The sequence below is a fragment of the Alteromonas sp. I10 genome, assembly GCF_003201515.1.
Classification (GTDB): Bacteria; Pseudomonadota; Gammaproteobacteria; order Enterobacterales; family Alteromonadaceae; genus Alteromonas; species Alteromonas macleodii.
In genome coordinates, this window is sequence record NZ_QJJN01000001.1 from 349397 (window position 1) to 375758 (window position 26362).

22 protein-coding genes are annotated in these 26362 nt (G+C 45.0%); 18 read left to right on the forward strand and 4 right to left on the reverse strand.

Features of this window, described 5'->3' with window-relative positions; genetic code table 11:
• The first annotated feature begins 90 nt into the window (after window positions 1-90).
• The 5 genes from BZA03_RS01415 to BZA03_RS01435 all read left to right on the forward strand — a co-directional run bounded on the left by BZA03_RS01415 (window position 91) and on the right by BZA03_RS01435 (window position 7811).
• Window positions 91-3813, forward strand: a complete 3723-nt coding sequence (locus BZA03_RS01415) for an ATP-binding protein (RefSeq protein ID WP_110287767.1) — start codon at window positions 91-93, stop codon at window positions 3811-3813.
• A complete protein-coding gene (locus BZA03_RS01420) occupies window positions 3810-4445 on the forward strand; it encodes a hypothetical protein (protein WP_014976014.1) in 636 nt (211 codons plus the stop codon). Before BZA03_RS01415 ends, BZA03_RS01420 begins: the two co-directional genes overlap by 4 nt.
• The gene (locus tag BZA03_RS01425; RefSeq protein WP_110287768.1) at window positions 4442-5659 is read left to right on the forward strand and encodes a phosphoenolpyruvate carboxylase; all 1218 of its coding nucleotides are present in this window, start codon (window positions 4442-4444) and stop codon (window positions 5657-5659) included. Before BZA03_RS01420 ends, BZA03_RS01425 begins: the two co-directional genes overlap by 4 nt.
• A gap of 468 nt (window positions 5660-6127) precedes the next feature.
• Complete coding sequence (locus tag BZA03_RS01430) at window positions 6128-6520, forward strand: TerB family tellurite resistance protein (RefSeq protein WP_039227263.1); 393 nt, start codon at window positions 6128-6130, stop codon at window positions 6518-6520.
• A gap of 34 nt (window positions 6521-6554) precedes the next feature.
• Complete coding sequence (locus tag BZA03_RS01435; RefSeq protein WP_110287769.1) at window positions 6555-7811, forward strand: carboxylesterase; 1257 nt, start codon at window positions 6555-6557, stop codon at window positions 7809-7811.
• Between the two features lie 205 nt (window positions 7812-8016).
• Here the strand turns inward: BZA03_RS01435 and BZA03_RS01440 are convergent, their stop codons facing one another.
• The 3 genes from BZA03_RS01440 to BZA03_RS01450 all read right to left on the reverse strand — a co-directional run bounded on the left by BZA03_RS01440 (window position 8017) and on the right by BZA03_RS01450 (window position 14124).
• Entirely contained in the window at window positions 8017-11133 is a 3117-nt protein-coding gene (locus tag BZA03_RS01440; RefSeq protein ID WP_110287770.1) for an efflux RND transporter permease subunit, read from the reverse strand.
• Entirely contained in the window at window positions 11126-12184 is a 1059-nt protein-coding gene (locus tag BZA03_RS01445) for an efflux RND transporter periplasmic adaptor subunit (RefSeq protein WP_110287771.1), read from the reverse strand. The genes BZA03_RS01440 and BZA03_RS01445 overlap by 8 nt, the downstream gene beginning before the upstream one ends.
• Window positions 12185-12315: 131 nt before the next feature.
• Entirely contained in the window at window positions 12316-14124 is a 1809-nt protein-coding gene (locus BZA03_RS01450; protein ID WP_110287772.1) for an ABC transporter transmembrane domain-containing protein, read from the reverse strand.
• A 191-nt stretch (window positions 14125-14315) separates the two neighbouring features.
• Here BZA03_RS01450 and BZA03_RS01455 point away from each other — a divergent pair, with 191 nt between their 5' ends.
• From BZA03_RS01455 to BZA03_RS01480, 6 genes are all read left to right on the forward strand, one after another.
• Complete coding sequence (locus BZA03_RS01455) at window positions 14316-14990, forward strand: DsbA family protein (protein ID WP_110287773.1); 675 nt, start codon at window positions 14316-14318, stop codon at window positions 14988-14990.
• A gap of 295 nt (window positions 14991-15285) precedes the next feature.
• Entirely contained in the window at window positions 15286-15537 is a 252-nt protein-coding gene (rpsP, locus tag BZA03_RS01460) for a 30S ribosomal protein S16 (RefSeq protein WP_014948832.1), read from the forward strand.
• Window positions 15538-15560: 23 nt separating this feature from the next.
• Window positions 15561-16082, forward strand: coding sequence for a ribosome maturation factor RimM (rimM, locus tag BZA03_RS01465; protein WP_039233395.1), 522 nt, complete (start codon window positions 15561-15563; stop codon window positions 16080-16082).
• On the forward strand, window positions 16083-16844 hold the full coding sequence (trmD, locus tag BZA03_RS01470; RefSeq protein ID WP_014948834.1) for a tRNA (guanosine(37)-N1)-methyltransferase TrmD: 762 nt from the start codon (window positions 16083-16085) through the stop codon (window positions 16842-16844).
• 18 nt (window positions 16845-16862) lie between these two features.
• Window positions 16863-17222 carry a 50S ribosomal protein L19 gene (rplS, locus tag BZA03_RS01475; protein ID WP_024015986.1) on the forward strand — a complete coding sequence of 120 codons (360 nt, stop codon included), beginning with the start codon at window positions 16863-16865 and terminating at the stop codon, window positions 17220-17222.
• A gap of 129 nt (window positions 17223-17351) precedes the next feature.
• Entirely contained in the window at window positions 17352-17981 is a 630-nt protein-coding gene (locus BZA03_RS01480) for a trimeric intracellular cation channel family protein (protein ID WP_014948836.1), read from the forward strand.
• A gap of 97 nt (window positions 17982-18078) precedes the next feature.
• Here BZA03_RS01480 and BZA03_RS01485 read toward each other — a convergent pair whose 3' ends face one another.
• The gene (locus tag BZA03_RS01485; protein ID WP_110287774.1) at window positions 18079-18795 is read right to left on the reverse strand and encodes an enoyl-CoA hydratase/isomerase family protein; all 717 of its coding nucleotides are present in this window, start codon (window positions 18793-18795) and stop codon (window positions 18079-18081) included.
• A 429-nt stretch (window positions 18796-19224) separates the two neighbouring features.
• Between BZA03_RS01485 and BZA03_RS01490 the strand changes: the two genes are divergently transcribed.
• The 7 genes from BZA03_RS01490 to BZA03_RS01520 all read left to right on the forward strand — a co-directional run bounded on the left by BZA03_RS01490 (window position 19225) and on the right by BZA03_RS01520 (window position 26343).
• Window positions 19225-20313, forward strand: a complete 1089-nt coding sequence (locus tag BZA03_RS01490) for a 3-deoxy-7-phosphoheptulonate synthase (protein WP_014948838.1) — start codon at window positions 19225-19227, stop codon at window positions 20311-20313.
• Between the two features lie 75 nt (window positions 20314-20388).
• Window positions 20389-21543, forward strand: a complete 1155-nt coding sequence (gene tyrA / locus BZA03_RS01495) for a bifunctional chorismate mutase/prephenate dehydrogenase (RefSeq protein WP_014976023.1) — start codon at window positions 20389-20391, stop codon at window positions 21541-21543.
• A gap of 45 nt (window positions 21544-21588) precedes the next feature.
• Window positions 21589-22881: a pepsin-like aspartic protease gene (locus BZA03_RS01500; protein WP_110287775.1), complete on the forward strand. Its 1293-nt coding sequence runs from the start codon at window positions 21589-21591 to the stop codon at window positions 22879-22881.
• Between the two features lie 28 nt (window positions 22882-22909).
• Complete coding sequence (locus tag BZA03_RS01505) at window positions 22910-23680, forward strand: SAM-dependent methyltransferase (protein ID WP_110287776.1); 771 nt, start codon at window positions 22910-22912, stop codon at window positions 23678-23680.
• Complete coding sequence (locus BZA03_RS01510; RefSeq protein WP_110287777.1) at window positions 23680-24183, forward strand: GNAT family N-acetyltransferase; 504 nt, start codon at window positions 23680-23682, stop codon at window positions 24181-24183. The genes BZA03_RS01505 and BZA03_RS01510 overlap by 1 nt, the downstream gene beginning before the upstream one ends.
• Before the next feature lie 171 nt (window positions 24184-24354).
• Complete coding sequence (locus BZA03_RS01515) at window positions 24355-24567, forward strand: hypothetical protein (protein ID WP_039227278.1); 213 nt, start codon at window positions 24355-24357, stop codon at window positions 24565-24567.
• 81 nt (window positions 24568-24648) lie between these two features.
• Window positions 24649-26343, forward strand: coding sequence for a GGDEF domain-containing protein (locus BZA03_RS01520; RefSeq protein WP_258364580.1), 1695 nt, complete (start codon window positions 24649-24651; stop codon window positions 26341-26343).
• The last annotated feature ends 19 nt before the right edge of the window (window positions 26344-26362 follow it).

Genomic DNA, 26362 nt, shown 5'->3' on the forward strand with positions numbered 1-26362 from the left:
TTCAGGTATGCAACTTTTACCCTATCAAAGCAGGTACAGTTTTGTGCTGTGTGAGCGTTCACGCGGCAGAGTTATTGATACAGGAACACTATGGCAGGCTTAAAACGTATTATTCTTATCGACACGCATTTACCAGGCGTGGTCGAGCTAAAGCTTGATGGACACACCAATATTTGTGGTACCAATGCGTCGGGTAAAACCACGCTTCAACGACTTATTCCCGTTTTTTACGGCGAGTACCCAAGTCGCGTGGTACCGGCAACCCGTGACAGCTTTGAACGCTGGTATTTGCCTCGTTTATCTAGCTTTATTATTTATGAATACACGCGTGCTGAAGGTGACCTGTGCCAAGCAGTGTTAAGCTCAAACGGAACCGGCGTCAATTATCGTTTAATCGGCAAGCCATTTGAAATCAGTGATTATTTGATAGAGCAAAAGAACGGCAAACACGCTAGTGTAAGCAGCGCCGAGCTTGCACGCGCCATGAAGCGTAACAACATATTGGTTACGAGCTTACTTAATACGAAAGACTTCCGTGCAATCATTCAAAACGACCACGGGGTGCTTAACCAGAGTAACAATGCCCGTGAGCTATTAGGCTACGCCAAAATCTTTAGCCTTTGCGAACCGTCGAAACACATGCGCCACATTGAGAAGTTGGCTAAAGCGGTTCACTCTAAAGAAGGCAAGATGGAAACTATCAAGGCCATGATTGCCGCCATTTTAGAAGAGGATGGTGTTACGCCACCTACTTCAGGCTTAAGCCGCCACCGCGTCGATGACTGGATTAAAGAATGTCACTTAATTAAACAGTTCGATAAAATTCGCCCTGAATTTTCTAAACTCGAACAAGCTGACATGGCGCTAACCACAACAGAGCAAGTGCTTGCTAACCTTAAGCATAGTTTCGAGCTTGATAAGACCTACTTGGCTGCGCGCGTTGAAACAACAAAGAATGAACTGGATGAGAATAGCTTCCAGCGCAAACAAACTGACAGCGAGTGGGGTGATACCCGTGATCACCTAAACCAGGTAATTTCATCTGCTCGTGCTGATGTTGAGAAGTTCACCAGTGAACTTGATACGGTAGAGCGTGAATTCGATAAATGGCAAGACGAAAATATTGAGCAGCTTAAAGAAGACGTCGCAAATTTGTCGCAGTGGCAAAATGAAAAGGCCATGGCCGATAGTCGCTATGTACTGCTTACTGAAAAACACCAAGATATTGAGTCGGCCTACAACAAGCGCTTGGCTGAGCTAGGTGAAAAGCTGTCAATTACTCTAGAAGAAATGTCAGCCGCACGCCAAGAAGCCGCAGAGAATAAAGCTGAGCAGCAGCAGAGCGAGCGTGAAGCATTAAGTCGCATTCAGAGCGACTACAATAGCCAGCTAAGCGCGCTTCAGAACGATTACCAAAATAGTTTGAATGAGCTAAAAGTTGCTGAAGCTGAACTAAAAGCTTCACTAAGTAACGCAGGCTACAACGAGTTTGAACAATCTCAGCTAGATATTCTTGATGCGGCCATCAAAGAAGCATCTATCAATGAAGATGCAGCGCGTGGTGAGCTGCGACAAGCGCAGCAGGCGCACAGTAAATCAGTTGAGTTTCGCAAAGAATGTTCAAATGCCTTAGATAAAGCACGCAACGCCTTTCAACAAGAAGAAAAAGCGGTTAACAAGATTAATGCGCTTCTTTATCCTGGCGAAGGCTCGCTACTTGAGTTCTTGCGCGCCAATGTCGATGACTGGGAGTTATCCTTAGGTAAAGTTGTGCGCCCTGAGCTACTAGAGCGCACTGATTTAGCGCCTGCTATGGCAAAGGACGCACAAGGCGCCAGCCATACCTTTATGGGCGTTAAGTTAGCGCTTACTGAACTTGATACCCCAGACTATGCCTTTACCGAGCAAGCGCTTAAGCAGCAACTGCAAGAAGCTGAAATTCGTCAAGCCGCTGCCCTTGCTGCGCAAAACGAATGCGAACAGCGCTTAGCGAAAGCGAACGAAGATGTGCGCAACGCCGAGCTTGTGGTTACCCAAAAAGACAACGCCGTTAAAAGTGCCGAAGCCAGCCGTAAACGTGCACAGCAAGACCGCGATACGGTACTTAGCGAATATCAGCAGGCGCTTTCTGCACGTAAGCAAAAAGCCAAAACTAAGCTTGAAGCGAATCAGCAGTCGCAAAAGCAAGCGAAGGCGCAGTTTGAGCTTAGTCGTGACGAAATCAAAGATCAGCAGCGCGAAGCGGAAACCGAACACAAATTCCATTGGCAGCAGCTTATTGCTGACAGTGAAGCACGTATATCTCAGCTTGATAGCGACATGCGTAAGGCGAAAGACAATGCTGCCCAAGACCGCAAAAATATGCAGGATTGGCTAGAAAGCGAATTGAGCAATCGCGGTGTGGATGTTGATGAAATAGGTCAGCTTAAAAAGCAAATCAATAAGCTTAAAGAAGACATTACGCGCACTGAAACCCACCGTCATAAAGTAGCTGACTACGAGCGTTGGTACACTAACGTGTTTACCAAGCAAAAAGTGGTATGGCAGGAAGGCTTGTCTAAGTCGCGTAAGTTATTGGGCGAATCTGAGCGTAATTTAGCCAGCAAACAAGCAACCTATAAAGCTAACCGCGAACAGCTTCAAGAGCAGCACGGGCAGCTCGAAACTACGCTTAAAACTGCCAGTGAGCACTTGGAACAGGTTAAAACCTTAAGTAAATCTCTTGCCAAGCTTACGCTTCAGGCAGGTGATGAAACGGCTGAAATTAAGCACGACGATGTAAGTATTGGTCAGCGTATTTCAGAAGTGCAAAGCCAGCTTCAAGAGCGCGAAAACTTACTAAGCGATATTCGCGCCTATGTAGAAAGATTCGATCAGCTTATTGCCGCGCAAGCGGGCACAGGGCTATCTGATACGTGGGAGCGCGCCCGTGAAGAGTGTGCAACGCTGAACGCCCACGGCGTGAAGAGCTTTGATCATCGCCGTATGGTGTCGCATTTGGCACAGCTTCTAAACGTGATTGTTCCGCAGAAGCTACAGGGCTTGCGTGAGCAAGGGCGTATCTTTGGTGCCGATCTTTCGCAATACTACTTTGTACTTGCCGATATCGACAAACGCATTGTGTCGCAAAGCCGCCGTATTACCCAAGAGGTCGACGGCGACCTTTCTCTTGATGGTGTATCAGACTCGGCTGTTAAAATTCGCTCACGTATTAGTGAACTTGAATTCTGGCCCGAACTTGAGCAATTCAGAAAGCTCTATGAGCACTGGATGGAAGAGGGGGCTAACGAGTTACCCGAGGAAGAGTACGGTCAAAGTATGCGCCGGGTTCTTGATATTCTTGGCCGTGCAGCGCTTACGGGCGGCATTAGCAAGCTACTTGATATCGAGCTACACCTTCGTGAGGGTAAAAGTGACCTTGTCATTCGTACTGATCGCCAGCTTAACGAGTCATCAAGCCACGGTATGGCCTACCTTATTCTGTGTAAATTCTTACTCGCTTTCACCCGTCTGCTGCGCGGCGATGCCGACGCCACAGTGCATTGGCCGATCGATGAACTAGGTACACTTCACCAAAACAACGTGAAGAAAATCTTTGAAGCGTGTCAAAACAATAACATTAGTGTAGTCGGCGCATTCCCTAACCCAGAGTCAGAAGTATTGACGTTGTTTGAAAACCGCTACTTGATAGATAAGGTAACCCGCCAACTGCAGGTGGTTCAGCCAAAAGCAAGCTCTATAGGGGCGCGCATTAAACAGAAAAAAGAAGCAGAAAAGAACAGTGAAGTAGCAGGTGAGGAGACATCAGCATGATGACAGAACAAGGCCGTGTACTGAGTGCACTTTTACAAGGCGCGTTTATATGTCAGGTGACCGATGAAGAGGCATGGCGTTATCTTAAATCAAGAGACAACGCTGCGCAGTTAGAACCTCATTTAGCGTTATTAAATCGTACATTATCGACCACCGCTGAGGGTGACGTATTCTTTGCCAGCTTCCTCACCATTGGTGAGAACGAGCGCAAAGTGCTTACACAGCAGTTCCAAGATACAGCATCTAACCTAGTGCCTCTGGTAGAGTGGTTATTGCTAGTTCAGCAAGCTAATGAATCTGATATGCCCATTACCATGGGTAGCGCTATTCGATTAAACGAGCTGCAAACTACCATTGAAGATACGCCCGCCTATGCTGAGCAGTTAGAGAAAATATCGCGCTATCGCATGTTTGGTTCTACCAGTGTGAATTTGGATGGTCAGCTAAAGCAGGTGTTTAAACGCTTAACTGAAATGGGTTATCTGATTAAGCCAAACCCAGATAAACAGATTTATTTGGGCACTGGCAAAATTGAACACCTTTACGAAATGCTACGTTTCATTGATGAAACTGAAGCGCTGAGTTTATCTGAGCAGGCGGAGGCCGCTATTTCGCAAGGTAGCTTGATATGAGCCAGGTGTTAATTCAGGCAGGGACTAAACTATTAAACGCATTGGGTCGTCACAGCGACCTTATCATGCAGGCGTACATTAATGGTTCGGTAAAAGAGCGCGATCACAGCCCTAAGGTGTTGGAACAGCTTGTTCAACTAGGCGTATTATGGCGTCCGGAAGCGCAAAGCGAACTGCGTTTGAAAAGCGCTGTGAGAACCCTTTTAGAGGGGAGCTTACAAGACGAACGCAACCGAACTATCAACGCTAATATTGGTGCGTCGCTGGCAAGCCTTAAAACCCTAACCGAGCACTATAAAGAAGCCCTTCATTACAACAAGTACAATGAAGCGGCAGCCCACATGGGCGATTTGACCGAGCATGTCTATCAACTTTCAGAATCATTGAGTAATAGCGTACGTGTCATGTTTGGCCGTATTAACAATGAGTTTGGCTACGTGTCTTCGGTTGAAGCTAAAATTCGCGAAAATGAATTAGCGCAAGGACAGGTAACCGACTTACTTGCTCAGCTTGAGTGTTTCCGTTTTGATGAGTTAAGTGAACTGGCAGGATCTAACCGCGAACTTCGTCACTTGCTGGTGGTGTCGCTACAGCAGCGCTTTGCCAAGGCCGCACAGGAGTTGTCAGTAGTACAAGCACGCTTATTAGACTTGTTGGGTCGGTTCAGAGAGTTCCAAGGTCGAACACGCTTGCTTAAAGGCTTCTTGCTACACATGGAGCAGCAGCCTGATTTTGCGCCAGGCAACTACGCTAACCTGACTAACGTACCTGTGTTGTTTAACCAATCGGACGCGATTATTGCTAACGCTGCTCCAGACGTGAACAACGTTGAGCATGAAGCCGATTACCAAAATATAGTGGCGTCGTTAACCCACGTACACAAACGTCAGACTAAGCACGAAGACACGAAACCAGTCGACATTGATGTGACTGAGCAATCGACCTTGTCACTTGAAAAAGATCCATTGCAGCAAGCGGTAGAAGCGTATTTCTGTGAAGTCATCGATTCTGGCCAGCCTAAAACGGCGCTGGATTACTTTGAAGAACAGGCTTTAGACTTTGACCCTGAAGTGTGGATTTATCAGGTGATTGGGGGGTATCAAGCCCTAAACGATGAAGATAAGCAGTTTTTTGCATTAGAATCCCATGGTAATAACGATAAAGTCTATACGGGCAATTTCTACATAAACGATATCACCTTGGGCTTGCGTTAACGTCATTTCTTAATTTTACCCATCGCCTGTAAAAGTAAGTCTGGCCCACGTTTAATAAGGGTGTGCCAGGCTTTCATACAACGTCAACGGTTCAAATTTAAACGTAAGTTAACAATATTGATTAACTTCGTTCTTTTCTTTTTCACGCCAATTTTTGCGATGTGTGACACTTGGAACCTGTCAAAAAACACCTATAATGCAATAGGTGTTTACACTTATTTAACATTGTGAACTAAAAGCTTCATCGCGGCGTAACACTATCGTCAATTCAGCGGTCTACATTATTAGCCCTGTTAAACCTTTGAACCAAGTTAAAGGTTTATAGGTCCTATCGTAGTTCAACAACGACGCGTTATTGATGCTTTGGGTGTTAAATAGCTCGGTGTAGACACAAAAAAATTATCGCTACTGCTAGGACGCAGAGCATGTTGTGGTACTGCCGCGTACAGTACGAAGAGGAAGAGTGTTATGCAATTATCAGAAGAACAAAGTTTTAACCAAGCCCTTATCAAGCTTTCAGTATTACTTTATCAAGTCGACGGAATGGTCACACTGTCGGAACAAGACTACCTGAATGCAATGGTTGAGTCTTTAGACTGGCAAAGCCCAATCTGTCGCGAAGCATTTCTAAACGACACGATATACCAAACGCGAAAGGCCATTGACACCGGCGATGCCATGACGTTTTTACGCAGTTTGAAGCACGACCTATCGTTTGATGCCGAGAAAACGTTAGAGGTTGCAATGGCGATCACGGGCGTTGATGGCGAGCGAAGCGAGGAAGAAACCGAACTTCTATCATTACTTACCCATAAATTACTCGCCAAAGCTTTAGTTTCGGGTAAAGATACACTGCAATAATCGCTTTTTATTGCCACAGACCTAAACGTTAACAATGCCAAATTTTATCGTTAAAGCAGCACACGCATGTGCTGCTTCTCTCGCGCTGTTCTTATTGAGCGGCTGCCATTCGTCGCACAGTTCTCAGTTCAGCGCCAGTGCACAGGCCTTCCCGGTTGGTGTGCAGCCTTTCGATAATTACCTAAATGAAGTTGAACGTTACTTGCTTGAACATAGGGCATTTATTTCTGACGACAAAGCACAAGAAATGTCCATGAATATGCCATTTGAATGCGGCACACAATACCGCAATATTGGCGTCTTGTTAGTTCATGGATTGGGCGATTCACCTTACTTTTTTCGTGATGTTGCCAACGCCATGTGCAGTGAGGGCATTCACGTTAGAACCATCTTGTTGCCGGGACACGGCTCAAAACCCGGAGACATGCTAAATGTTAGCTATCAGCAATGGCAGACAGAAACTAATCATCACATACGACTATTTTCCGAAGAAGTAGACAACCTCTACATTGGTGGCTTTTCGACGGGCGCTAACTTGACCACAATAGCAAGTTTTTCGATGGCTGAAGAGCTTGATATAAAAGGGCTAATGCATTTTTCACCAGCCTTTAAATCACGCTTCTTTGTGTCCCGTTTAGCGCCTTATATTGACTCATTATTTCCCTGGCCTAATGTTGAAGAAGAAGATAACCCAAGCCGCTATAACTCCACTGCAATGCCAGGGTTCGCTGCCTATCAAGAAAGCGTAAATGTGCTTCAAGATTTATTCTCTAAATCGGAAAAAGAAAAGCGTGCGTTGAATTTACCTGTGCTTATGGTGGTGGCAGAAAAAGACAGTGTGGTTGACACAAAAAAAGTAGCTGAACAGTTTAGAGATAATTTTACTCATCCACACAAGTGTTTATTGTGGCAGGGTGAGGACGAACCCGATGTACCTGAAAATACACTCATCATGCAAACCATGAAAGTCCCGGAGCAGCGTATTAGCGCAGCCTCTCATATGAGTACACTTTTTTCAGATAAGAACCCGCTATATGGTACTGCGAGTGACTTTCGCATATGTGATAACGGTCAAGGTAGTGACGCTGAAGCGCGCTGCAAAGCCGGCGAAGAAGTGTGGTATGGGCCGTGGGGATTTGAGCCCGATAACGCTGATGAAGAGTTAGCAACTAATAAGAAAGACAAGGTGTATGCAAGGCTAACCTACAACCCTTACTTTGATAGGATGGTCGATCAACTACTCGCCTTTACAGGTAAAGCCAAAGTCAAAGCGTTCTGTAAAACCTACTAGGGCAGTAGGTTCTTAATCCATTTGAAAGCTCTAGCATCAGCCGTTTTTTAATAAAAAACGCCCAAGCCTTAACGCGGGTAGTAACACTTGTTGTTACAACACACGTAGCTTGGGCGTCTCTCTTAATTCTCAAAGCAAACCTAGCGCACAGTCGCCGTTTAGGTGCCGCTTAAATAGGCATAGCGCCTACTTAAGCGGGTAAATCCTAGGAATGCTGTGCGTTGGCTTCTTCCATTTCCTTCTCAAGCTTAGCGCTTTCGTCTGCACGTGGCTTGGTAAATCGGGCAAGTGCAAGATACAAAACCGGTGTCAGGTAAAGAGTAAATACTACGGCAATACCCAATCCACCAAATACGACCCAGCCAATAGCATTACGAGCTTCTGCGCCAGCGCCTGTGGACAGAATGAGCGGCAGGCCACCTAGGATTGTTGAAACCAGCGTCATCATAATAGGGCGTAATCGCACTCTACCAGCCTCAACGATAGCATCGTAAATATCATAACCCTTATCGCGAAGCTGGTCGGCAAATTCAATCAAAAGAATCGCGTTTTTGGCGAGAAGACCTATCAACATTACCAAGCCAATTTGCGAGTAAATATTAATGCTGGTGCCGGTTAAAAACAGGGCATAGACCGCGGCTGCAATACCAAAAGGAACGGTAAGCATAACCACAACCGCACTGTTCACACTTTCAAATTGTGCAGCCAATACAAGCAGTACAATGACAAAAGCCAACACATAGGTAAGCGCTACTTGCTTAGACGTTTCCTCATAAGTTTGTGCTTCGCCAAGAAACACAAGTCCGATACCGTTCGGTAATGATTCTGCTGCTAGATTGCGAATATTTTCCACTACATTACTAAGCGCTACGTCTTCGGGCAATTCCATTTCCAGCTTAATTGCGCGGCGCTGTGCCTGACGCTCTAATTCAGCGGCAACACCTTCTTCACTGATGAAAGCTACGCTAGAAAGAGGCACCAAGTTTCCGTCGGTACTTTTCACATATAAGCTAGTAAGCTCAGATGGATCTAATGTACTGCGATTATTAGTTTGCAGCATGATAGGGATAGATTGGTCGCCCACATTCAAATCTGCGATATCATCGCCGTTCACAGCGGCGCGCAGGGTACTTGCTATATCGGTAAGCGGCACGCCCAGTTCTTCAGCACGGCGTCTGTCAATATTTACTCTCATCTGAGGTTGGGTAGGGTCGTAGCTGATTCTCGGTCTACCTAGTTCAGGTAGTGCATCTTCAATCTGACGAGAGAATGCTTGTGAAGCTTCGAAAATGTTTTCATAAGTGTCGCCAGTTAAAGCTATTTCAAGCCCGCCGCTTTGACCGCGAAGGTTCAAACTATTGCCGCCAAAGGCACTACCTGGCGCACCAGGAATTTGCTGAAGCTTAGGGCGTATTTCATTTACTACTTCTTGCAGAGATTTGTCTCGGTCATCCCAATGCTTCAAAGGCGCTGTGATAAAGACGATGTTGGGATCCCACGAACCGACTACCGTGTAAATGGAATCTATGGTGCCGTTATCCACATAGGGAAGCAGCAGTTCTTCCATCTTTTCAGCTTGTCTGTCCATAAAGTTTAGGCCAGCACCGTCTGGACCTCGTGCAAAAATACGAATTGTGCCTCTGTCTTCGCTTGGCAGTAATTCATTATCGATATTTTGCGATAAAATATAAGCGCCACCGCCTGCTGCTAAGCTTAACACACCAACTACCCAGCCATATTTGAGCGCTTTTAATAATGACGCCTGATACAGGCGCAAACAAGCGTTGCCAAAACGGCCAAAGGTCCTGCTAAACAAACCGCTTTCTTTCGCTTCTTTCACCTTAAGTCGGGCGGTAAGTGCAGGAACCAAGGAAAGGGCGACGAAAGATGAGATTATAACAGCGCCAGCTAATACGCCTCCAAACTCCCTGAATAAAAGCCCTGCAGTAGAAGGAAGGAATGCGATGGGAATAAATACTGAGGCGAGTACAGCGGTTGTTGCTACCACTGCGAAGAATACTTCTCGTGTGCCCACCACGGCAGCCGCACGGGCACCTAGACCCATACTTCTACGACGCTGTATATTTTCAGAAACCACAATAGCGTCGTCTACTATCATACCCGTGGCCAATACAAGAGCGAGGAGGGTAAGAATATTAATGGAAAAGCCCATGCCCCAAATAATAGCCAGTGCACCCGCTAGCGAAACGGGTATCGAAAGGGCCGGGACGATGGTGGCGCGCCACGAACCGATAAATACTAACAATGTAACAACAACCAGCGCTACGGTAAGGCTGAGAGAAACGACCACTTCTTTAACCGAGTCGCGGATAAACTCTGCATCATCGGATGTTACTACGATATGCATATCAGTAAAACGCTTGTCGAGGTCTGCGACCATGGCCAGCACTTCATCTGAAATCTCAATAGTATTAGAGCTTGCTTGACGTATTACGCCAACGCCTATGACTGGCGTTCCATCCAAACGAACTACGCTGGTGGTGTCGGCAGGGCCGAAGTACACACTGGCAACATCATTAATTCGAATGTCACCGCTTACAACAATGTTACCCACATCTTCTGCCGATACCGAAGTTGCATCAGCTCGCACGATTAACGCTTGTTCGGCAGATTGAATACTGCCAGCGGGTACATCAAAAGGCGCAAGCGATAATGCATTAGCAATGTCACTCATCGATAGGCCAAAACTGGTTAATCGTAGAGGATCCACAGAAACGCGCAGCACACGCTCTCTTTCTCCATCTAACATAACGTCGGCAACGCCAGGAATGCTTAAAAACAACGGTGCTACATCGGTGTCAACGCGTTCGGTGAGCGTCTCCATGTCCAAGGTATCACTTGAAATAGCAAGGCTTACAACTGCCTGAGCGTCGCTGTCGGCCCGAATGATCGATACTTGTTCGACATCTTCCGGAAGCTGTCGTTGAATTCGACTGACCGATTCACGTACTTCGTTAGCCGCGTCTTCCAAGTTAACGCCGGGGCGAAACTCAACCCGAACACGGGCAGAGTTTTCTTCACTTTGCGCATAGATGTCTTTGACGCCACTTACACGCGCAACCGCACCTTCAAGGCGACCAGTTACTTCGGCATCTACCGTTTCAGGAGATGCGCCGGGGAATTCCGCTGTAACGGTTACCTGAGGTGTATCTACATCGGGCAGCTCGCGCACTTCAAGACCGCTCAATGCAGCAAACCCAGCGATAGCAATAAGTAGGTTTAGTACAACAATAAAAACCGGGCGTCGAATAGATAGCGATGGTAAGTCGCTAACTGACGAAGATAGGTTTGGATCACTCACCTTGAGGCCCTCCGGCCAGTTCGGTAGTAATCTCTTGTCCGGTACGTAAGCGTTGTACACCTTCAGAAATTAGTGTGTCACCTTCTTCAATATCGCCCGAAACAAGGATAGTTCCTCTAAGACGCTGATGAACACTCACGTCAACACGTTTAGCCTTACCGTCTTCGGCAAGCCATATGTAAGCGCCAGTAGCTCCCCACAAAAGTGCGGCTTCTGGAATGGCAGCAAAGCGATCGCCTTCAATGCTTAAATTAACCCGAAAGCTCATGCCAGGGCGAAATTGATCAGAAGAGTTGTCGAGTAATGCTCTAGCGCGAAGCGTTCTATCTGCCTCATTGATACGAGAATCAACCTGAGCTATCTCGGCTCTTACTAGTTTCTCTCTGTCACTCCATGGCTCAAGCGTTACGTTTGGCGCATTCAGTAAAACGGGCAATGCTGCTTCAGGCGCTCTGAAGTTAATAAAGAGTTTGCTTCTATTATCCAGTGTAGTGATAACCGTCTGCTCGTTAATGCGATCGCCTACTTCAACGTCAGTTATGCCCACAACACCGTCAAAAGGCGCAACGATGTGTCTGTCTTGTAAATCGGCTTGAGCTTCTTCCAATGCAACTTCTGCAAGGTCACGTTGAGTGCGTGCTAAGTCCAATTCACTGACCGGCACAGCGCCTTGCTTATAGCTTGATGCTAATCGTTCTACGGTGCGCTGAGCGTCTTCCAAAGTGAGTTTGGCGCGTTTTAATGCCGTTTGCTGACGTCTATCATCAAGACGAACAAGCACCTTTCCTTTTTCTACTGTTTGCCCAGGGACAAAGTTAATTTCTGTTACTTCATCAGCGACGGCAGGATACAACACAATTGAACGAACGGCTTCAGCACTACCTACTGCTTCCACTTTTCGCGTTTCGTTCATAAATTCAATGGGCTTGGTTACTACAAGCTTTGCTTGCCTGTCTCCCATAAACTGCGCATTTGCAGTTGGCACCATCATTAAAAAAAGAGCGCAAAGAACTGTCCATGTCTTCATTGCACCATAGAATGAATTTTTCATTTTAAACCCGTAGCGTTATTGGAACCTGTGCAGAAAAAGCTGCTGGCCCTTTATTTTTGTATTACCAAAACGTATGTTTTGTAGTCGATTGGTCGACCTCGTTGTTTGTACCGTATAGCACCACAGGCGGTTCAGCTAAGCAATTGCAGTTCGGCGTATTCCCTGTACAGGGTATCGCTTTTCATTAACGATGCATGGTCGCCGCTTCCTACGACCTGACCTTTATCCATAACTAATATGCGATCGGCGTGCTGCACCGTCGCAAGTCGGTGAGCAATCACAATGCTGGTTTTACCTACCATTAATCTATCTATCGCTTGTTGAACCATACGCTCACTCATCGCATCAAGCGCACTTGTTGCTTCATCGAGGAGTAAAATTGGGCGGTCGGCCAAAATAGCGCGAGCAATAGCAATACGTTGTTTTTGACCGCCAGAAAGTTTTACGCCTCGTTCGCCTAACTGTGTGTTATAGCGCTCATCTAGGTTATCGATAAATTCGTGGGCAAATGCCTGCTTCGACGCGTTTATCACTGCGTCGTCACTTGCATGTGGGCTGCCGTAGCGAATGTTTTCCAACACGGTATCAGCAAATACCACGGGCTCTTGGGTAACTATGGCAATATGTTGGCGCAGAACATCTACAGGCATTTTGTTGATTGGTGCTCCATTGAACAGTATTTGTCCTGCACTTGGGTCGTAGAAGCGCATTAATAATTGAAACAGCGTTGTTTTTCCTGCTCCACTTGCCCCCACTAAAGCAAGGCGTTCTCCCGCTTGAATGTTAATGTTCAAATTATTAAACAAAGGTTTGCTGTTAGGGTAAGCAAAGCTGACATTTTCCAGTTCTATTTTTGGTGCTGCTTTGGAAATTACCGGTTTAGCGCTTGCTCCTTTTAATGCTGAGTACGTTGAAGAAGCAGAGGCTTCAGCTGTGTCACCATTCAAAGATCGAATAGAAGGCTCAGTGGTAAATAGCTCGTACAAACGCTCACTTGCACCAACACCTCGCTGTACTTCACCAATGACTTCGCTGATTGTAGCCACACTGCCGCCAGCCATTACGGCATAGAAAAGGAAAGCGGAGAGTTCACCTACGGTCATAGTGCCGTCTAATACTTGTCTTGCCCCCACCCAAGCAATAAAGATGATGGCCGTCATACTGATACACATGATGCAGCCAATAAGTAGTGAGCGATAGTGAATACGCTTTTTAGCTACGTCCATGGCAAGCTCTACCTTTTTAGAGAAATGCATTCGTTCGGCATTTTCAGCGGTATAGGCCTGTACGGTCATAATTTCATGGAGACTTTCATCAATGCGAGCACCCAAGTCTGCCACTTTGTCTTGGCTTTCTTTGGCATAACGGCGCACTTGAGGCGCCAGTACTTTGATAGGAACCAGCACAGCGGGTACTGCAACAATTACACAGAAGGTAAGAAGGGGACTAGAAAACGTCATAAGTGCCAGTGCACCAACGAAAGTCACGACCGAGCGAAGGGTCATCGACAAACTCATTCCCACTACAGTCTGGATAATTGTAGTGTCGCTGGTAAATCGAGAAATGACCTCGCCAGTTCTAAGTTCCGCAAAAAATGAAGGGGGAAGAGACAGCAAGTGCGCATATACCTGGTTTCTGATATCAGCACTAACGCGCTCGCCAAGCCAAGTCATTAAGTAAAAGCGCGCATATGTTGCTAAACAGGCCACGATAGTAATGGCTAGCACTAATACTGTGGCTTTGTTTAACGTATCCGCTGCGTTTTCTATGAAGCCGCTGTCGATAGCGTACTTAATGCCTTGCCCAAGTAAAAGCCATGCAACTGCGGCCGTGAAAAGTGCTATAACTGCACCTACAACGCGCGCTTTGTAGCGAAGTAAATGTGAGCCAATCCACTGTAAGACTTGTTTGGTTGATACACTAGCGAGTGGTGTTGTCAAAATTACCTCTTCATGCGCATAACTAATTCATAGCGTTGATTTCGCTACGCTTATTAAAATTCATTATTTGGATTATACGGCAAAGCATGTACATTGGACGTAGGCAATGCGATTACAGCGGCAGTATTTACGCTGGGATGAAAGTTAACGTCGCAGAAGCAAAGCAAAATAGTTAAAACGGGAAAATAACGATGAGTGAAATACGTACTTTGTATTATGTTCATGATCCAATGTGCAGTTGGTGTTGGGCATTCGTTCCTACTTGGGAGCAAATACAGCGTGAGTTACCCAACGACATTGAGGTTGTCTACTTGCTTGGCGGGCTCGCACCGGATAGTGATTTACCTATGCCGGAACAAATGAAACTTACTATTGCAGGCTATTGGCAAACTATTCAAGATCGTGTGCCTGGAACACAATTCAACTATGATTTTTGGACAAAGTGTCAGCCTCGTCGTTCGACCTATCCTTCGTGTCGAGCAGTTCTTGCAGCAAAAGCGCAGGCTAGAGATAGCGATGAAGCAAAAGCATTAGAGAAGGCAATGATCAAAGCAATTCAAGAAGGGTATTACCTGAATGCAAGAAACCCTTCGGATTTTGATACCTTGATAGCATTTGCTAAAGAAATAGGGCTTGATGCCGAGCAATTCGAATTGGATCTCAATAGTGAAAGCACAGAAAAGAAGTTAAATAATGAAATCACTATGTCACGCAGCATCGGCGCCCAAGGCTTTCCCAGTTTAATACTCAAATCAAACAAATTTGCCGGGGTAGAAGAGACAAAATCACAAGAGCTTAAAAAGCCACAATGGCAAAACGTTCCCTACGACTATAACGACGCAAGTGTAACCCTGCTTCGTCTTTAAATTTCACGAGATTACCTTTCCCCAATACGAAGACAACAAAAACGCTGCCGTTAATTGTTTGTTTGTTGAGCCTTGCTAGTTGTGGTGCTCCTTTCGACGATGATTAAAGTGCTGCTATCGACAATGATTAAAGTAATGTCACCGAGCACGCGCTAATTATAAGTTAAGCAAGACTTTTACTTGCATTGAGTGGCGATATCCGTATAATTCGGCGGCCTTCTAATTGGCGTCTAATTTTTAGTCGTAGTTTGAAGGCTTAAGTTAACGGTAACGCTACAACGAGTTTGAGGCATTTATGGTTACTATTCGTTTACAGCGTGGTGGCGCGAAAAAGCGTCCATTTTATCAACTAGTGGTGGCTGATAGCCGTCGTGCAAGAAACGGTCGTTTCATTGAAAACATCGGTTTCTTCAACCCAACTGCACAAGGTCAAGCGGAACGTCTTCGCGTAGATCTAGAGCGTGTTGAATACTGGGTTGGCGTAGGCGCGAGCTTATCAGATCGCGTTTCTAGCTTGGTAAAAGAAGCGAAAAAATCTGCAGCGTAAGCTGTTATTAACTGGTGGTATAGATGAGTCTAGCGTCTGACAAAGTGATTGTTGGCAAAATTGGCGCACCGTACGGTGTTAAAGGTTGGGTCAAAATCAACAGCTATACAGAAACGCCAGAAGGTATTTTTGAGTACGCGCCATGGTTTCTTGGCGATGAAAAGGAATACCAAATTGACCAGTGGCGACCGCACGGTAAAAGCCTCGTTGCAAAAATTGTGGGCGTTGATAGTCGAGATGATGCCGAGCGCATCAAAAACTTGGATATCAACATAAATGCTTCACAGCTGCCTGATTTAGGCGACGAAGGGGTTTATTGGCGTGAGCTCACCGGCATGAAAGTAGTAACAACGCAAGGTTACGACTTGGGTGTGGTGAAAGAAGTGTTTAATACAGGTGCTAACGACGTGATTCACGTTAAAGCGAATGTAGGCGATGCTTTTGGTCAAAAAGAAAGACTATTACCTTTTGTGTTCGACGAAGTCGTACAAGAGGTGGATAAGGAAGCGAAGGTCATTAAAGTTGACTGGGACCCGGGGTTTTAAGTGACACCGGAAAAGTGGTTCGGCGTTGTTAGCCTGTTTCCAGATATGTTTGCCCCTTTTACCCAACAGGGTGTTATAGGTCGAGCAGTTAAGTCTGGAACGTTATCGGTTGACACCTTCAACCCCCGTGACTTTACACATGATCGCCATCGTACAGTAGACGATCGCCCCTACGGAGGCGGACCCGGTATGCTGATGATGGTAAAACCGCTAACCGACGCAATACAAGCTGCCAAGAAAGTTGGTGGCGAAAAAAGTAAGGTGATCTACTTATCACCACAAGGGAAACCCCTTGACCAAGCAGGCGTACAGCGCCTTGCTAACATTGACCGCACAATTTTAATTTGCGGCCGATATGAAGGCATCGACGAGCGAGTAATCGAAAGCCATGTAGATGAAGAAGTCTCTATTGGTGATTACGTGCTAAGCGGCGGTGAACTGCCTGCAATGGTCCTTATGGACGCGGTTGCTCGATTAGTTCCTGGCGTGTTGGGGCATAAAGCCTCAGCAGTTGAAGATTCTTTCACTGACGGTCTTTTGGATTGTCCGCACTATACGCGGCCCGAAATACTTGATGGTCAAAAGGTACCTGATGTGTTGTTAAGTGGGGACCATGAAAAAATTAGGCAGTGGCGATTGATGCAATCATTAGGTAGAACCTGGCAGCGTCGCCCTGAATTGTTAAATCACCTAGCTCTGACTGAGGAGCAGCAGCGTTTGCTTGAATTATTCCAAGCGCAACTGCAGCAAGATGACAGTTAACTAGGACGAGAGGATATGATGAGCAAAGTCAGTCAAGATATCATCAAAAAAATCGAAGAAGCACAGCTAAAGACTGATGTTCCTGCGTTTGGTCCAGGTGACACAGTAGTTGTTAAAGTTCGCGTTACCGAAGGTGACAAAGAGCGTCTTCAGGCTTATGAAGGTGTTGTTATCGCTAAACGTAACCGTGGTCTGCACTCGTCTTTTACCGTGCGTAAAATTTCTAGCGGCGAAGGCGTTGAGCGTGTGTTCCAAACACACAGCCCGGCAGTTTCTTCAATTGAAGTGAAACGTCGCGGTGCGGTTCGTCGTGCTAAGCTTTACTATCTACGTGAGCGTTCAGGTAAATCTGCACGTATCAAAGAGAAGCTTAACTAAGATTACTAATCCTTGCGTTATTGTTAACTTCGAAAAAGCCCGCTTTAAGCGGGCTTTTTTGTGCCTGAAATTCGATCCATTCAATCTGTTTTTTAATACAAACATTAAGGTTTCTTAATAGAGAGAAGGATGAGTACAGAATACTTTATCGTGTTAGGCGTTGTTGGCGTCGCATTTTTTGCTGTATCGGGAGCATTGCTGGGGCATGACAAAAGTATCAATGGGTTTGGCATCGTCGTTGTCGGCGTGATGACAGCCCTTGGCGGAGGTACTTTAAGAGACCTCCTATTAGGAAAACCTATTTTCTGGGTAGAAACCTCAGAGTATCTACTAGCAACCTACTCAGCTATATTCGCGACAGTCTTATTCATTCGCTATATGCCTTCTCCTTCCAATTTTTACTTTATACTTATCGACACCATAGGGCTTGCTATTTTTAATGTCATAGGCATCGAGAAAGCACTCATTAGTGGAACCGGAATGATTGTCGCCCTAACGATGGGTATGACAACCGGTATCTTCGGGGGCTTGATGCGCGATGTGGTTTGCAGAGAAGTACCTTACGTTATGCGTGGAGATGTTTACGCGAGTGCATGTTTTGCAGGTGGTCTCACTTACGCCGCCTTGTTTGCCCTAGACATCCCTTACATTTGGTGCATTTTAGGTTCTATCTCTGTAACAGTTTTAATGAGAATTGCATCGTTGCACTGGGGGGTTAAAGTCGATCTTTTTAGGAAGAGAACACCAAGGCCTAACTAACAGTGTAGAGCCCAACATCGATATGCCCATGAAAAGACTTATTAGCAAATATCGGTGAAGCGTCTTAAGTGACGCTTCACCAGAGCGCCTATTATTGTTATGCTATGAGTGAAAGCGATTCTATTAACGGTTTGTTCTCGTTATCGATAGTGTGGATGATATGTTTGTGTAGACGCTTTTTGTGTTCGCCAAAAATGCCACGCTTTTTATCAAAGGTCTTAGCGTAGTTCAGCGCACCTTCCATCAAGCTTTCTTGTGTATCGTACGCCTTTTCTACCACGTGATCTTGCTCTAATTCTTTACCAGATACACGCCTCCCGGAAAGCTTCATTTCATTAAACCTGTAATACGGCATCGCTTTTTTAACAAACTCAATCATACCGGGCAGAAAGGGGATTGATAAATCTACTTCAGGGAAACAGAAGAAGCCTTTGTCTGCGCGCATAAATCTGAAGTCACAAGCGCACGCCAAAATTGCTCCGTTTCCGAAGGCGTGTCCGTTGATTGCAGCAATAACGGGAAGAGGGAAAAGAAGCAGCGCTTTAAACACGTCATCCATACCGTACATAAATTGCTTTATTTCCTCAGTGCGAGCTGCTTTCATCGCTGGCATTAGCCAGTCTGTGTCTATACCTAGACTAAAGCATTTCTCATCATTTGATGTGATCACTAGTGCTTTACTGCTTTCATTACTTTTAATGGTATTTAACGCTGAAAGCATCTCCTTTGCGAAGAGAGGATTGTGGCGGTTTTCTCCATTTTGCATGGTTAGAATGGCGACGTCGCCAGTGTAGGTTAGGGCTAAATTTTGCATTGTGTTCTCATTATTATTCCGTTGTCGCAATGATACAAAATCCTGACAATAAATGAGAAATTTAGCTTATTTATGTTGGTCAATTACGCCATTAAATTCGTGGATCATTTGAAAACGTAAGGGCGGGATGTCACTACAAAGCGTTTGACTAATGAGGTAATTCGGAACAAGCCTCACTGTCGATTAAAAATTGTGCTATCCCTATGCACTATTGCCATTCAGTCATGCTCATTCGCTTCGAATCTACCCTAGATTAAAGTATTATTCGTTATTACTTGCGCTATTACGCTTGAGTTGCTAAAAAGTCAATGACGTTAAAGAAATATAGAAAAAGCTGGTTGTACAATAAAGTTTACATGCAGATTGCACACTCTTTTGGCGTTTAATTTTCCGTTTTTTATTTGTAGTTAAGAGAGTAAGAGAGCTCCCATGATCAAGGACACCGTAAATAATGTTCACGTAAGTACCGAAGATGTACTTATAACCCCTGAAGCGCTTAGTGCTGAATTGCCTGTGTCAGACAAAGCGTTAGCGGCTATCTCTGAGTCTAGAAAGATTGTTTCAGATATCATTCATCGTCGCGACCATAGATTGCTTGTAGTGTGTGGACCATGTTCTATACACGACGTTGAAGCCGCGAAAGAGTACGCACTTAAGCTTAAAGAGCTTCATGAATCATGCAAAGACACACTATTTATCGTTATGCGTGTGTACTTCGAAAAGCCGCGTACCACAACAGGTTGGAAAGGTTTAATTAACGACCCGCATATCGACGGTACATTTGATATTGAAACAGGTCTTCGTAAGGCAAGAGAGTTGTTAATTTGGCTTGCAGAATTAGAGCTGCCTGTTGCAACAGAAGCACTGGATCCAATTAGTCCACAATATCTTGCTGAGCTATTTAGCTGGGCTGCTATCGGTGCGCGTACCTCTGAATCGCAAACCCACCGTGAAATGGCCAGCGGCCTGTCTATGCCTGTAGGATTCAAAAATGGTACAGATGGAAGCCTAGATATTGCCATAAACGCCCTTAAATCGGCGGCATCGGGTCACCGCTTTATGGGAATCAATAAGCAAGGCCAGGTAAGTATTATCGGGACCAGCGGTAATCCAGATGGCCACATTATTTTGCGCGGTGGAAAGCAGCCTAACTACGACTCGGTTTGCGTATCAGAGTGCGAGATTGAGCTGCAGGATGCTGGTTTAACAGCGGGCTTAGTAGTAGATTGCAGCCATGCAAACTCTTCAAAAGATTATCGCCGCCAGCCATTGGTTGCACAGAACGTGGTCAATCAAATTCTAGAAGGCAATCAGTCTATCATTGGCGTTATGTTGGAAAGTCACTTGAAACCGGGTAATCAAAAAGCTGAAGGTAAAAAGCCAGAAGAACTTGAGTATGGTGTTTCAATCACAGACGGATGTATTGATTGGGAAACAACAGAGAACTTAATATCTCAAACCAGAGATAAGTTAATAACTGTGTTACCCTTACGCCAAAATAAGCGCACGGTGGCATAAATCCAAGCAACGCCTAAAGTGGCAAGAAAAATTTGCCAATAAGCCCCGTGCCATTTGATTCAAGGATAAGACAGAATGGCCGATTTATCGCAGCACTTAAAAAAGTTAGATACGCTGCGTGAAGGTATCGACGAGCTGGATACCCAGCTTGTCGAATTACTCGCAAAACGCAATCAAATTACAACCCAGGTCGGTCAAATTAAGGCTGAAGCTGGTATGCCCGTTTATGTACCAGAGCGTGAAAAAGCGTTGATCGCATCCCGCCGTGCTCAGGCAGAAGCACTTGGGGTGTCGCCCGATCTCACCGAAGACTTATTACGTCGAGTAATGCGAGAGTCTTATCACACGCAAAACAACAAATATCGCTGTGTGAAACCTGATGTCGACAACGTTGTTGTAATTGGTGGAGCAGGGGCACTTGGCCGTGTGTTTGTGAGCTTGTTCGAACGAAGTAATTACAACGTTTCAGTTGTTGAAAAAGACGACTGGGAAAGTGGTAGAGCAACATCGTTATTAAGCTGTGCTTCACTGGTTGTTGTTGCAGTGCCTATTAATCTAACCGAAGCCGTGATTAGCAAGCTTACTATGCTGCCAGAGGATTGCGTGCTTGCAGATATAACCAGTATTAAAGCTAAGCCACTTGAGGCGATGCTTGCCGCACACAATGGTCCGGTTGTTGGACTGCACCCCATGTTTGGTCCTGACGCGCCTGGCATGATTAAACAGGTAGTGGTAGTGTGCGACGGACGTGGCAGTGAGAAATACAGTTGGCTCATTGAGCAAATGCGAATTTGGGGTGCTACCATTCACGACTCCAGCGCACAAGAACATGACCAAGCCATGGCTTATATTCAGGTAATGCGTCACTTCAACACGTTTGTGTACGGGCAACACTTAAAAGGTGAAGATCCTAATCTGGAATCACTCACCATGTTTAGCTCACCTATTTATCGTTTAGAACTCGCAATGGTAGGCAGGTTATTCGCTCAGTCACCACAACTTTATGCCGATATTATTTTCAATAACCCTGATAACTTTGCACTTCTACGTCGCTTTTACGAACGTTTTGGGATTGCATTGTCATTACTTGAGAATGGCGACAAAAAAGGCTTTGTAGAACAGTTCATGAAGGTCGGCGCGTGGTTCGGAGATTATGCGAAGAAGTGTTTAGTCGACAGCAAACAGATGTTGTTAAAAGCGGATGATGGTCAGCTTTTAAGAGACAAGTAGTTTTGACCGACTGTTTATAGCGATAGCTAATTTAAGGTAGCCAACGTGACTCGCTCTCTTCGTTTGCCAATTACCAATACTTTCGCTGATGGCGGCTATTGTGTGAGAGCACATATAGGCGCGCATCAGCAGACCGTTCATCTTATTTTAGATACGGGAAGCTCAACCTTAGTGCTAGGCGACATTCATTATCATGTTGAACGTGATGGTGATGTGAGGTTCACCTACTACTCTCAATCAATTAAATATGCTGCAGGAAGTTGGCATGGCCCTGTTGTTAAGACCACGGTGCGCCTGGGCATTTTCGGTCACAGCATTTCGTTGCCGCAAACTTATGTAGCAATAGCGAAAGAATCGCAAGAGACAAAAGAATCTTGTTTTAAAAAAGCTGACGGAATTATGGGGTTAGCTTATCAACCGCTAAATCACGCCTATCGTTGCACTGACAAAATTACGTGTGAAATGAGCGAGCAAGCGATTTTTGAAAAAGCGTTGGCCGATCCTAACGAGTCAGCAATTATTAACCTAAAGACAGCTGATTACGTTGCGACCACACTCCCTAGCTACTTTTCTGAGCTAGAGCAGCGTCAAATTAACGCCGATAAATTCGCTTTTTGGCTACATCGCTCAAGCGTCTATAACGTAGATGGAAATTGTCTTCGCGCTGCGCTTGCACATAGAAAAAATCATGGCCTTTTTGTAATAGGTGAGCCTATTTTTCATCGAGACTTATATGCTCCTCCTATTATGTCTGTGAAGGTACTCCGCGATAAGTATTATAACGTCACGTTAAAAGCCGTAAAATGTGGAGAAAACGAAGGCATTAAAGCGCCGGCTTTGGATAAATCGGACGAAGCACGCTGGTGTTCAAATGCGATAGTAGATTCAGGAGCAACGGTGATTGGTTTGCCAGAATCTTTGTATAACGAAGTGATCGAGCAGATTTTTTGCTGTGTTGATAACGTGAAAACATTGCTTGAGCCCTTCGCTGCTTTCTCTTTAGAGGAGCAAGGAATAGACTTGGAAAAGCTAGATTTGGCACAATGGCCTGAACTAACGTTTGTTCTTGAAGGCGATGAGGGTGAAGATGTTTTACTCTCGCTACCACCTGAAGCCTACTGGCAGGAGCACGCCCCCACATTTAACCAAGCGTCCTTTAAAATATTCCCACTAAAACACTGGCCGAATCAAAGCATCCTCGGTCTTCCGCTGATCTCTCAATACTATACAATTTTTGACAGAGGACAGGGCACTAATGGTGTTGTATCGTTTGCACGAAAAGTGACATTGAGTGATACGGTTGACGCGCTTAAACATGTTTTTGATAAAAACAGCTAAAACCTAATAATAATAAAGGAACAGTTACATGCAACAAGGCAGCCTAGTATGTGTAGGAACCGGGATGATGGTTGGAGCGCATTTATCGCCTATTTGTCAAAGTCATATTGAGCAAGCCGACGTCGTTTTCGTATGTGTAGCTGAGCACTACATGGAGGCATGGATCACCTCTTTGAACAAAAACACAGTAAACCTACAAACTTTCTATGGTGAAGGCAAAGATCGCCACGATACCTATGCTCAAATGACTAGCGCAATGCTAGAGCGTGTGGAGAAAGGCGAAAAAGTAGTTGGCGCTTTTTATGGACACCCTGGGGTTTTTGCAAAGGTGCCACATGACGCTATCGCAATCGCTAAAAGTCGAGGGTTTGATGCTTACATGTTGCCGGGGATCTCAGCTGAATCGTGCCTATACGCCGATTTGGCCATAGACCCAGGCGCTCTAGGTTGCCAACACTACGAGGCAAACCAGTTTCTAGTATATAAACGAGAAGTAGATACGGCTGCGTATTTAGTTTTATGGCAGGTTGGGGTTGCAGGAGATTTCTCAAGTGCCGTTTTTACCTCCAGCTCTCTTCAACGAAAAAAGCTTACTGATAAACTGTTATCTATTTACCAAGCGAATGACAGCGCTATTTTATATGAAGCTGCAACCTTGCCCATCGATGAGTTCAGAGCTACGACGATTGCTATTGGTGAACTGCATAATCACGAAATTAACCAGCACTCTACACTTGTCATACCACCAGTTAGTAAACCAGTGATAGATGATGTCGATTACTCCAAAGGTACTAACTAGTGCAGTTCGCTACGCCTCGTTTTACCAGCGCTTTACTTTGCCAGCAGTGGAAAGAGGAAACAGCAAGCTTGTACCAAAATAGAAAAGTTATGCGATTAATCGGTGAGCCCCTTTCTGAGAAGGAAAGTGAAGTAGTCGCTAGTACTTTCATTGAAGCAAACAAAAGGCCTTGGCCAGCACAGAAGGTCTGGTCTATAACGTGTAATCAAACGCAGGCATTTTGTGGAATTCAGATGCTTTGTAAAAGCGTTTTACAAGACACTGCAGAGATTGGAATTATATTAGCGCCTTCAATGAACGGAAAAGGCGCGGCACGAGAAGCGATGGGCGCGCTAGTCGAATTTGGCTTGGAATATCTCAATTTACACCAAATTATTGCCCAATTTGAAAAGCGTCACCTCGCTACAAAGCGTTTAGTCACCCAATTGAACTTCAAACAGGCAGATGACAACTGTTTTCAGCCAAGTAAAACCAACTTGGTCACATATACCTTTAGTCGCTAAAATATTTGGTTACTTCATACCTAATAAACCAGTAAGTATTTCTGTTTTCAAAGGTAATTGATGCAAATAGTAACTGGTATAATATGTCTAAAATGCTATATATTTGATTAACAACTCATCAAATAGTTGCTAACCTATTAAACATTAATAACTATAAAGTAGAACAAACTAATGAAAGCGCTAAAAGAACTTCTCGCTATTGCACAAGATGCATCTAAGCAACGTGACACTGATGTAATTGCACAATTTAAAGCTGACCACGCAGACGAACTTTCTCAAGAGAAAGAAAAAATGTGGTGTTTGTTGATTCCTGAAGACGAAGGGCAAGACGTACCTGGTGAATCGCCAGACACTGATGAAAAGAATGAAGTTTCTCTTCATTAATTAGCTTGATATAAAGTGTTTAGATTAATTATAGGGGCCTTAATTAGCCCCTTTTTCATATTTTCACTTGCCGCCAACGAAGTGGATTTGAAGCTCTCAGAAGCAGACGCATTGCGAAGTCAGGATGTGACTGCATTTCGAGAGTCTCTATCGACTCTTTCTGAAAAATCCAGAACCTTCTCGCCTGCTCAGGTTCAATATTTTAATTATCTCACCGCATATGATATGTCTTACTCAGGGAAGTTAATTGAAGCTGTTCCGCTGTATGAAAGTGTATATCAAAGTGCGTCTGACAAGTCGCTGAAATTGCGCGCTAAGCGCTCAATTCTAAACAATTATGCATTGGTAAGAGATTTCCCTAATGCACTACAACAAATTCCAGATATTGTACCTCTGCTTGCATTTGCAGAGGATAAAGACAAGCATCCAGCTATTTTAACCATCGCGCTTTTTTACAACCAATTAGAAGAGTTTGAGCAAAGTCTGCAGTATAGCGAACGCGTATTAAGTCAGCAGCTCTCGTTGCGGGATGCGTGCTTAGCCCATAACTTGCGTAGTGAATCGTTGCATAATTTAGGACGTCTTGAACGCGATATGTTGATAAAAACAATTGAGGTTTGCGAAGAGAGTAAGGAGTCAATAGCACTTAATCTTGCAAAACTATGGCTTGCTCAATTAATGTTGAGAGAAGGGGGAAACGAATCGGCAGCGCTTGACTCTTTACTTGCTATTCAGGCAGAAGTTGAGAGTACCAACTACCCAAGGCTAATCTCTGAATTTCATACGACTCTTGCAGAGTCTTATACTGCTAACAAACTCTTTCACAACGCCTCAGAAAGTGCGTTAAAAGGTGCAGAGCTTGCGAAAGGAATGGGGTATTCAAAACCCATTAAAACAGCCTACTATATTTTGTATCAGTCTGCGAAGTCGCAAGGCGACAGTACGCGAGCGCTGGACGCATACATTCAATATGCTGAAGCAGATAAAGCTTATCTTGATGAATACAACGTTAAGCAAATGGCGATTCATCAGGCTAAGTTCGATAACCTCGAGAAGAATATCGAAATTCAGCTACTGGACAAAGAGAATAGCCTACTGAAAGCACAAGCAGCCCTTTCCCGAGAAGAAAAGCAAAATCACAGGCTGTTGATAACATTGCTTGCTTCCACCACGATACTTGTCCTTATGTGGGCAATAATAAATCGTAAGTTACATGCAGCACTTAGGGAAAAGGCGCAAACTGACTCGTTAACAAATGTGGCGAACCGTCACTATTTTACTGAGTTGGCATCGAAAGCGCTTGATCGAATGTCAGAGCAGCAGGACGTATTATCTTTTGTAATTTTCGACCTTGATCACTTTAAGTCAGTTAACGATAGCTACGGTCATCCAACAGGCGATTGGGTATTAAAGGCAGTAGTTAACGCGGTGAGGAAACACTGCAGAAAAGAAGATGTTTTCGGGCGCTTAGGTGGTGAGGAGTTCGGCCTACTATTACCAGGGTGTAATGAGAAAAAAGCAAAAGAAATAGCGGAAAGTATGCGCAATAGTATCCGTCAGATTGATACAGCTGAAAGCGGTTTTACCTTCGATATTTCAGCAAGCTTTGGTATCTCCAGCACTGCGTCATCAAAGTACCAATTCGAGGCGCTGTATGCCAATGCCGATGAAGCTTTGTATGGCAGTAAAAAGCATGGCCGCAACCGAGTTTCTGTCTTCCAGGTTAATGGTGAAAGTGACGTTGGTAATGTTGGGCAAGCCTTTCAGCCTGCCTAAATATTACAACGAAAGAAAG

Excerpts from the sequence above, each read along its gene's own strand:
- BZA03_RS01435 (WP_110287769.1), top strand. The coding sequence starts at position 6,555 with ATGCCAAATTTTATCGTTAAAGCAGCACACGCATGTGCTGCTTCTCTC.
- tyrA (WP_014976023.1), top strand. The coding sequence starts at position 20,389 with ATGGCCGATTTATCGCAGCACTTAAAAAAGTTAGATACGCTGCGTGAA.
- rpsP (WP_014948832.1), top strand. The coding sequence starts at position 15,286 with ATGGTTACTATTCGTTTACAGCGTGGTGGCGCGAAAAAGCGTCCATTT.
- BZA03_RS01480 (WP_014948836.1), top strand. The coding sequence starts at position 17,352 with ATGAGTACAGAATACTTTATCGTGTTAGGCGTTGTTGGCGTCGCATTT.
- BZA03_RS01445 (WP_110287771.1), bottom strand. The coding sequence starts at position 12,184 with ATGAAAAATTCATTCTATGGTGCAATGAAGACATGGACAGTTCTTTGC.
- BZA03_RS01505 (WP_110287776.1), top strand. The coding sequence starts at position 22,910 with ATGCAACAAGGCAGCCTAGTATGTGTAGGAACCGGGATGATGGTTGGA.
- BZA03_RS01490 (WP_014948838.1), top strand. The coding sequence starts at position 19,225 with ATGATCAAGGACACCGTAAATAATGTTCACGTAAGTACCGAAGATGTA.
- BZA03_RS01415 (WP_110287767.1), top strand. The coding sequence starts at position 91 with ATGGCAGGCTTAAAACGTATTATTCTTATCGACACGCATTTACCAGGC.
- BZA03_RS01425 (WP_110287768.1), top strand. The coding sequence starts at position 4,442 with ATGAGCCAGGTGTTAATTCAGGCAGGGACTAAACTATTAAACGCATTG.
- BZA03_RS01420 (WP_014976014.1), top strand. The coding sequence starts at position 3,810 with ATGATGACAGAACAAGGCCGTGTACTGAGTGCACTTTTACAAGGCGCG.
- BZA03_RS01515 (WP_039227278.1), top strand. The coding sequence starts at position 24,355 with ATGAAAGCGCTAAAAGAACTTCTCGCTATTGCACAAGATGCATCTAAG.
- BZA03_RS01455 (WP_110287773.1), top strand. The coding sequence starts at position 14,316 with ATGAGTGAAATACGTACTTTGTATTATGTTCATGATCCAATGTGCAGT.
- BZA03_RS01430 (WP_039227263.1), top strand. The coding sequence starts at position 6,128 with ATGCAATTATCAGAAGAACAAAGTTTTAACCAAGCCCTTATCAAGCTT.
- rimM (WP_039233395.1), top strand. The coding sequence starts at position 15,561 with ATGAGTCTAGCGTCTGACAAAGTGATTGTTGGCAAAATTGGCGCACCG.
- rplS (WP_024015986.1), top strand. The coding sequence starts at position 16,863 with ATGAGCAAAGTCAGTCAAGATATCATCAAAAAAATCGAAGAAGCACAG.
- BZA03_RS01485 (WP_110287774.1), bottom strand. The coding sequence starts at position 18,795 with ATGCAAAATTTAGCCCTAACCTACACTGGCGACGTCGCCATTCTAACC.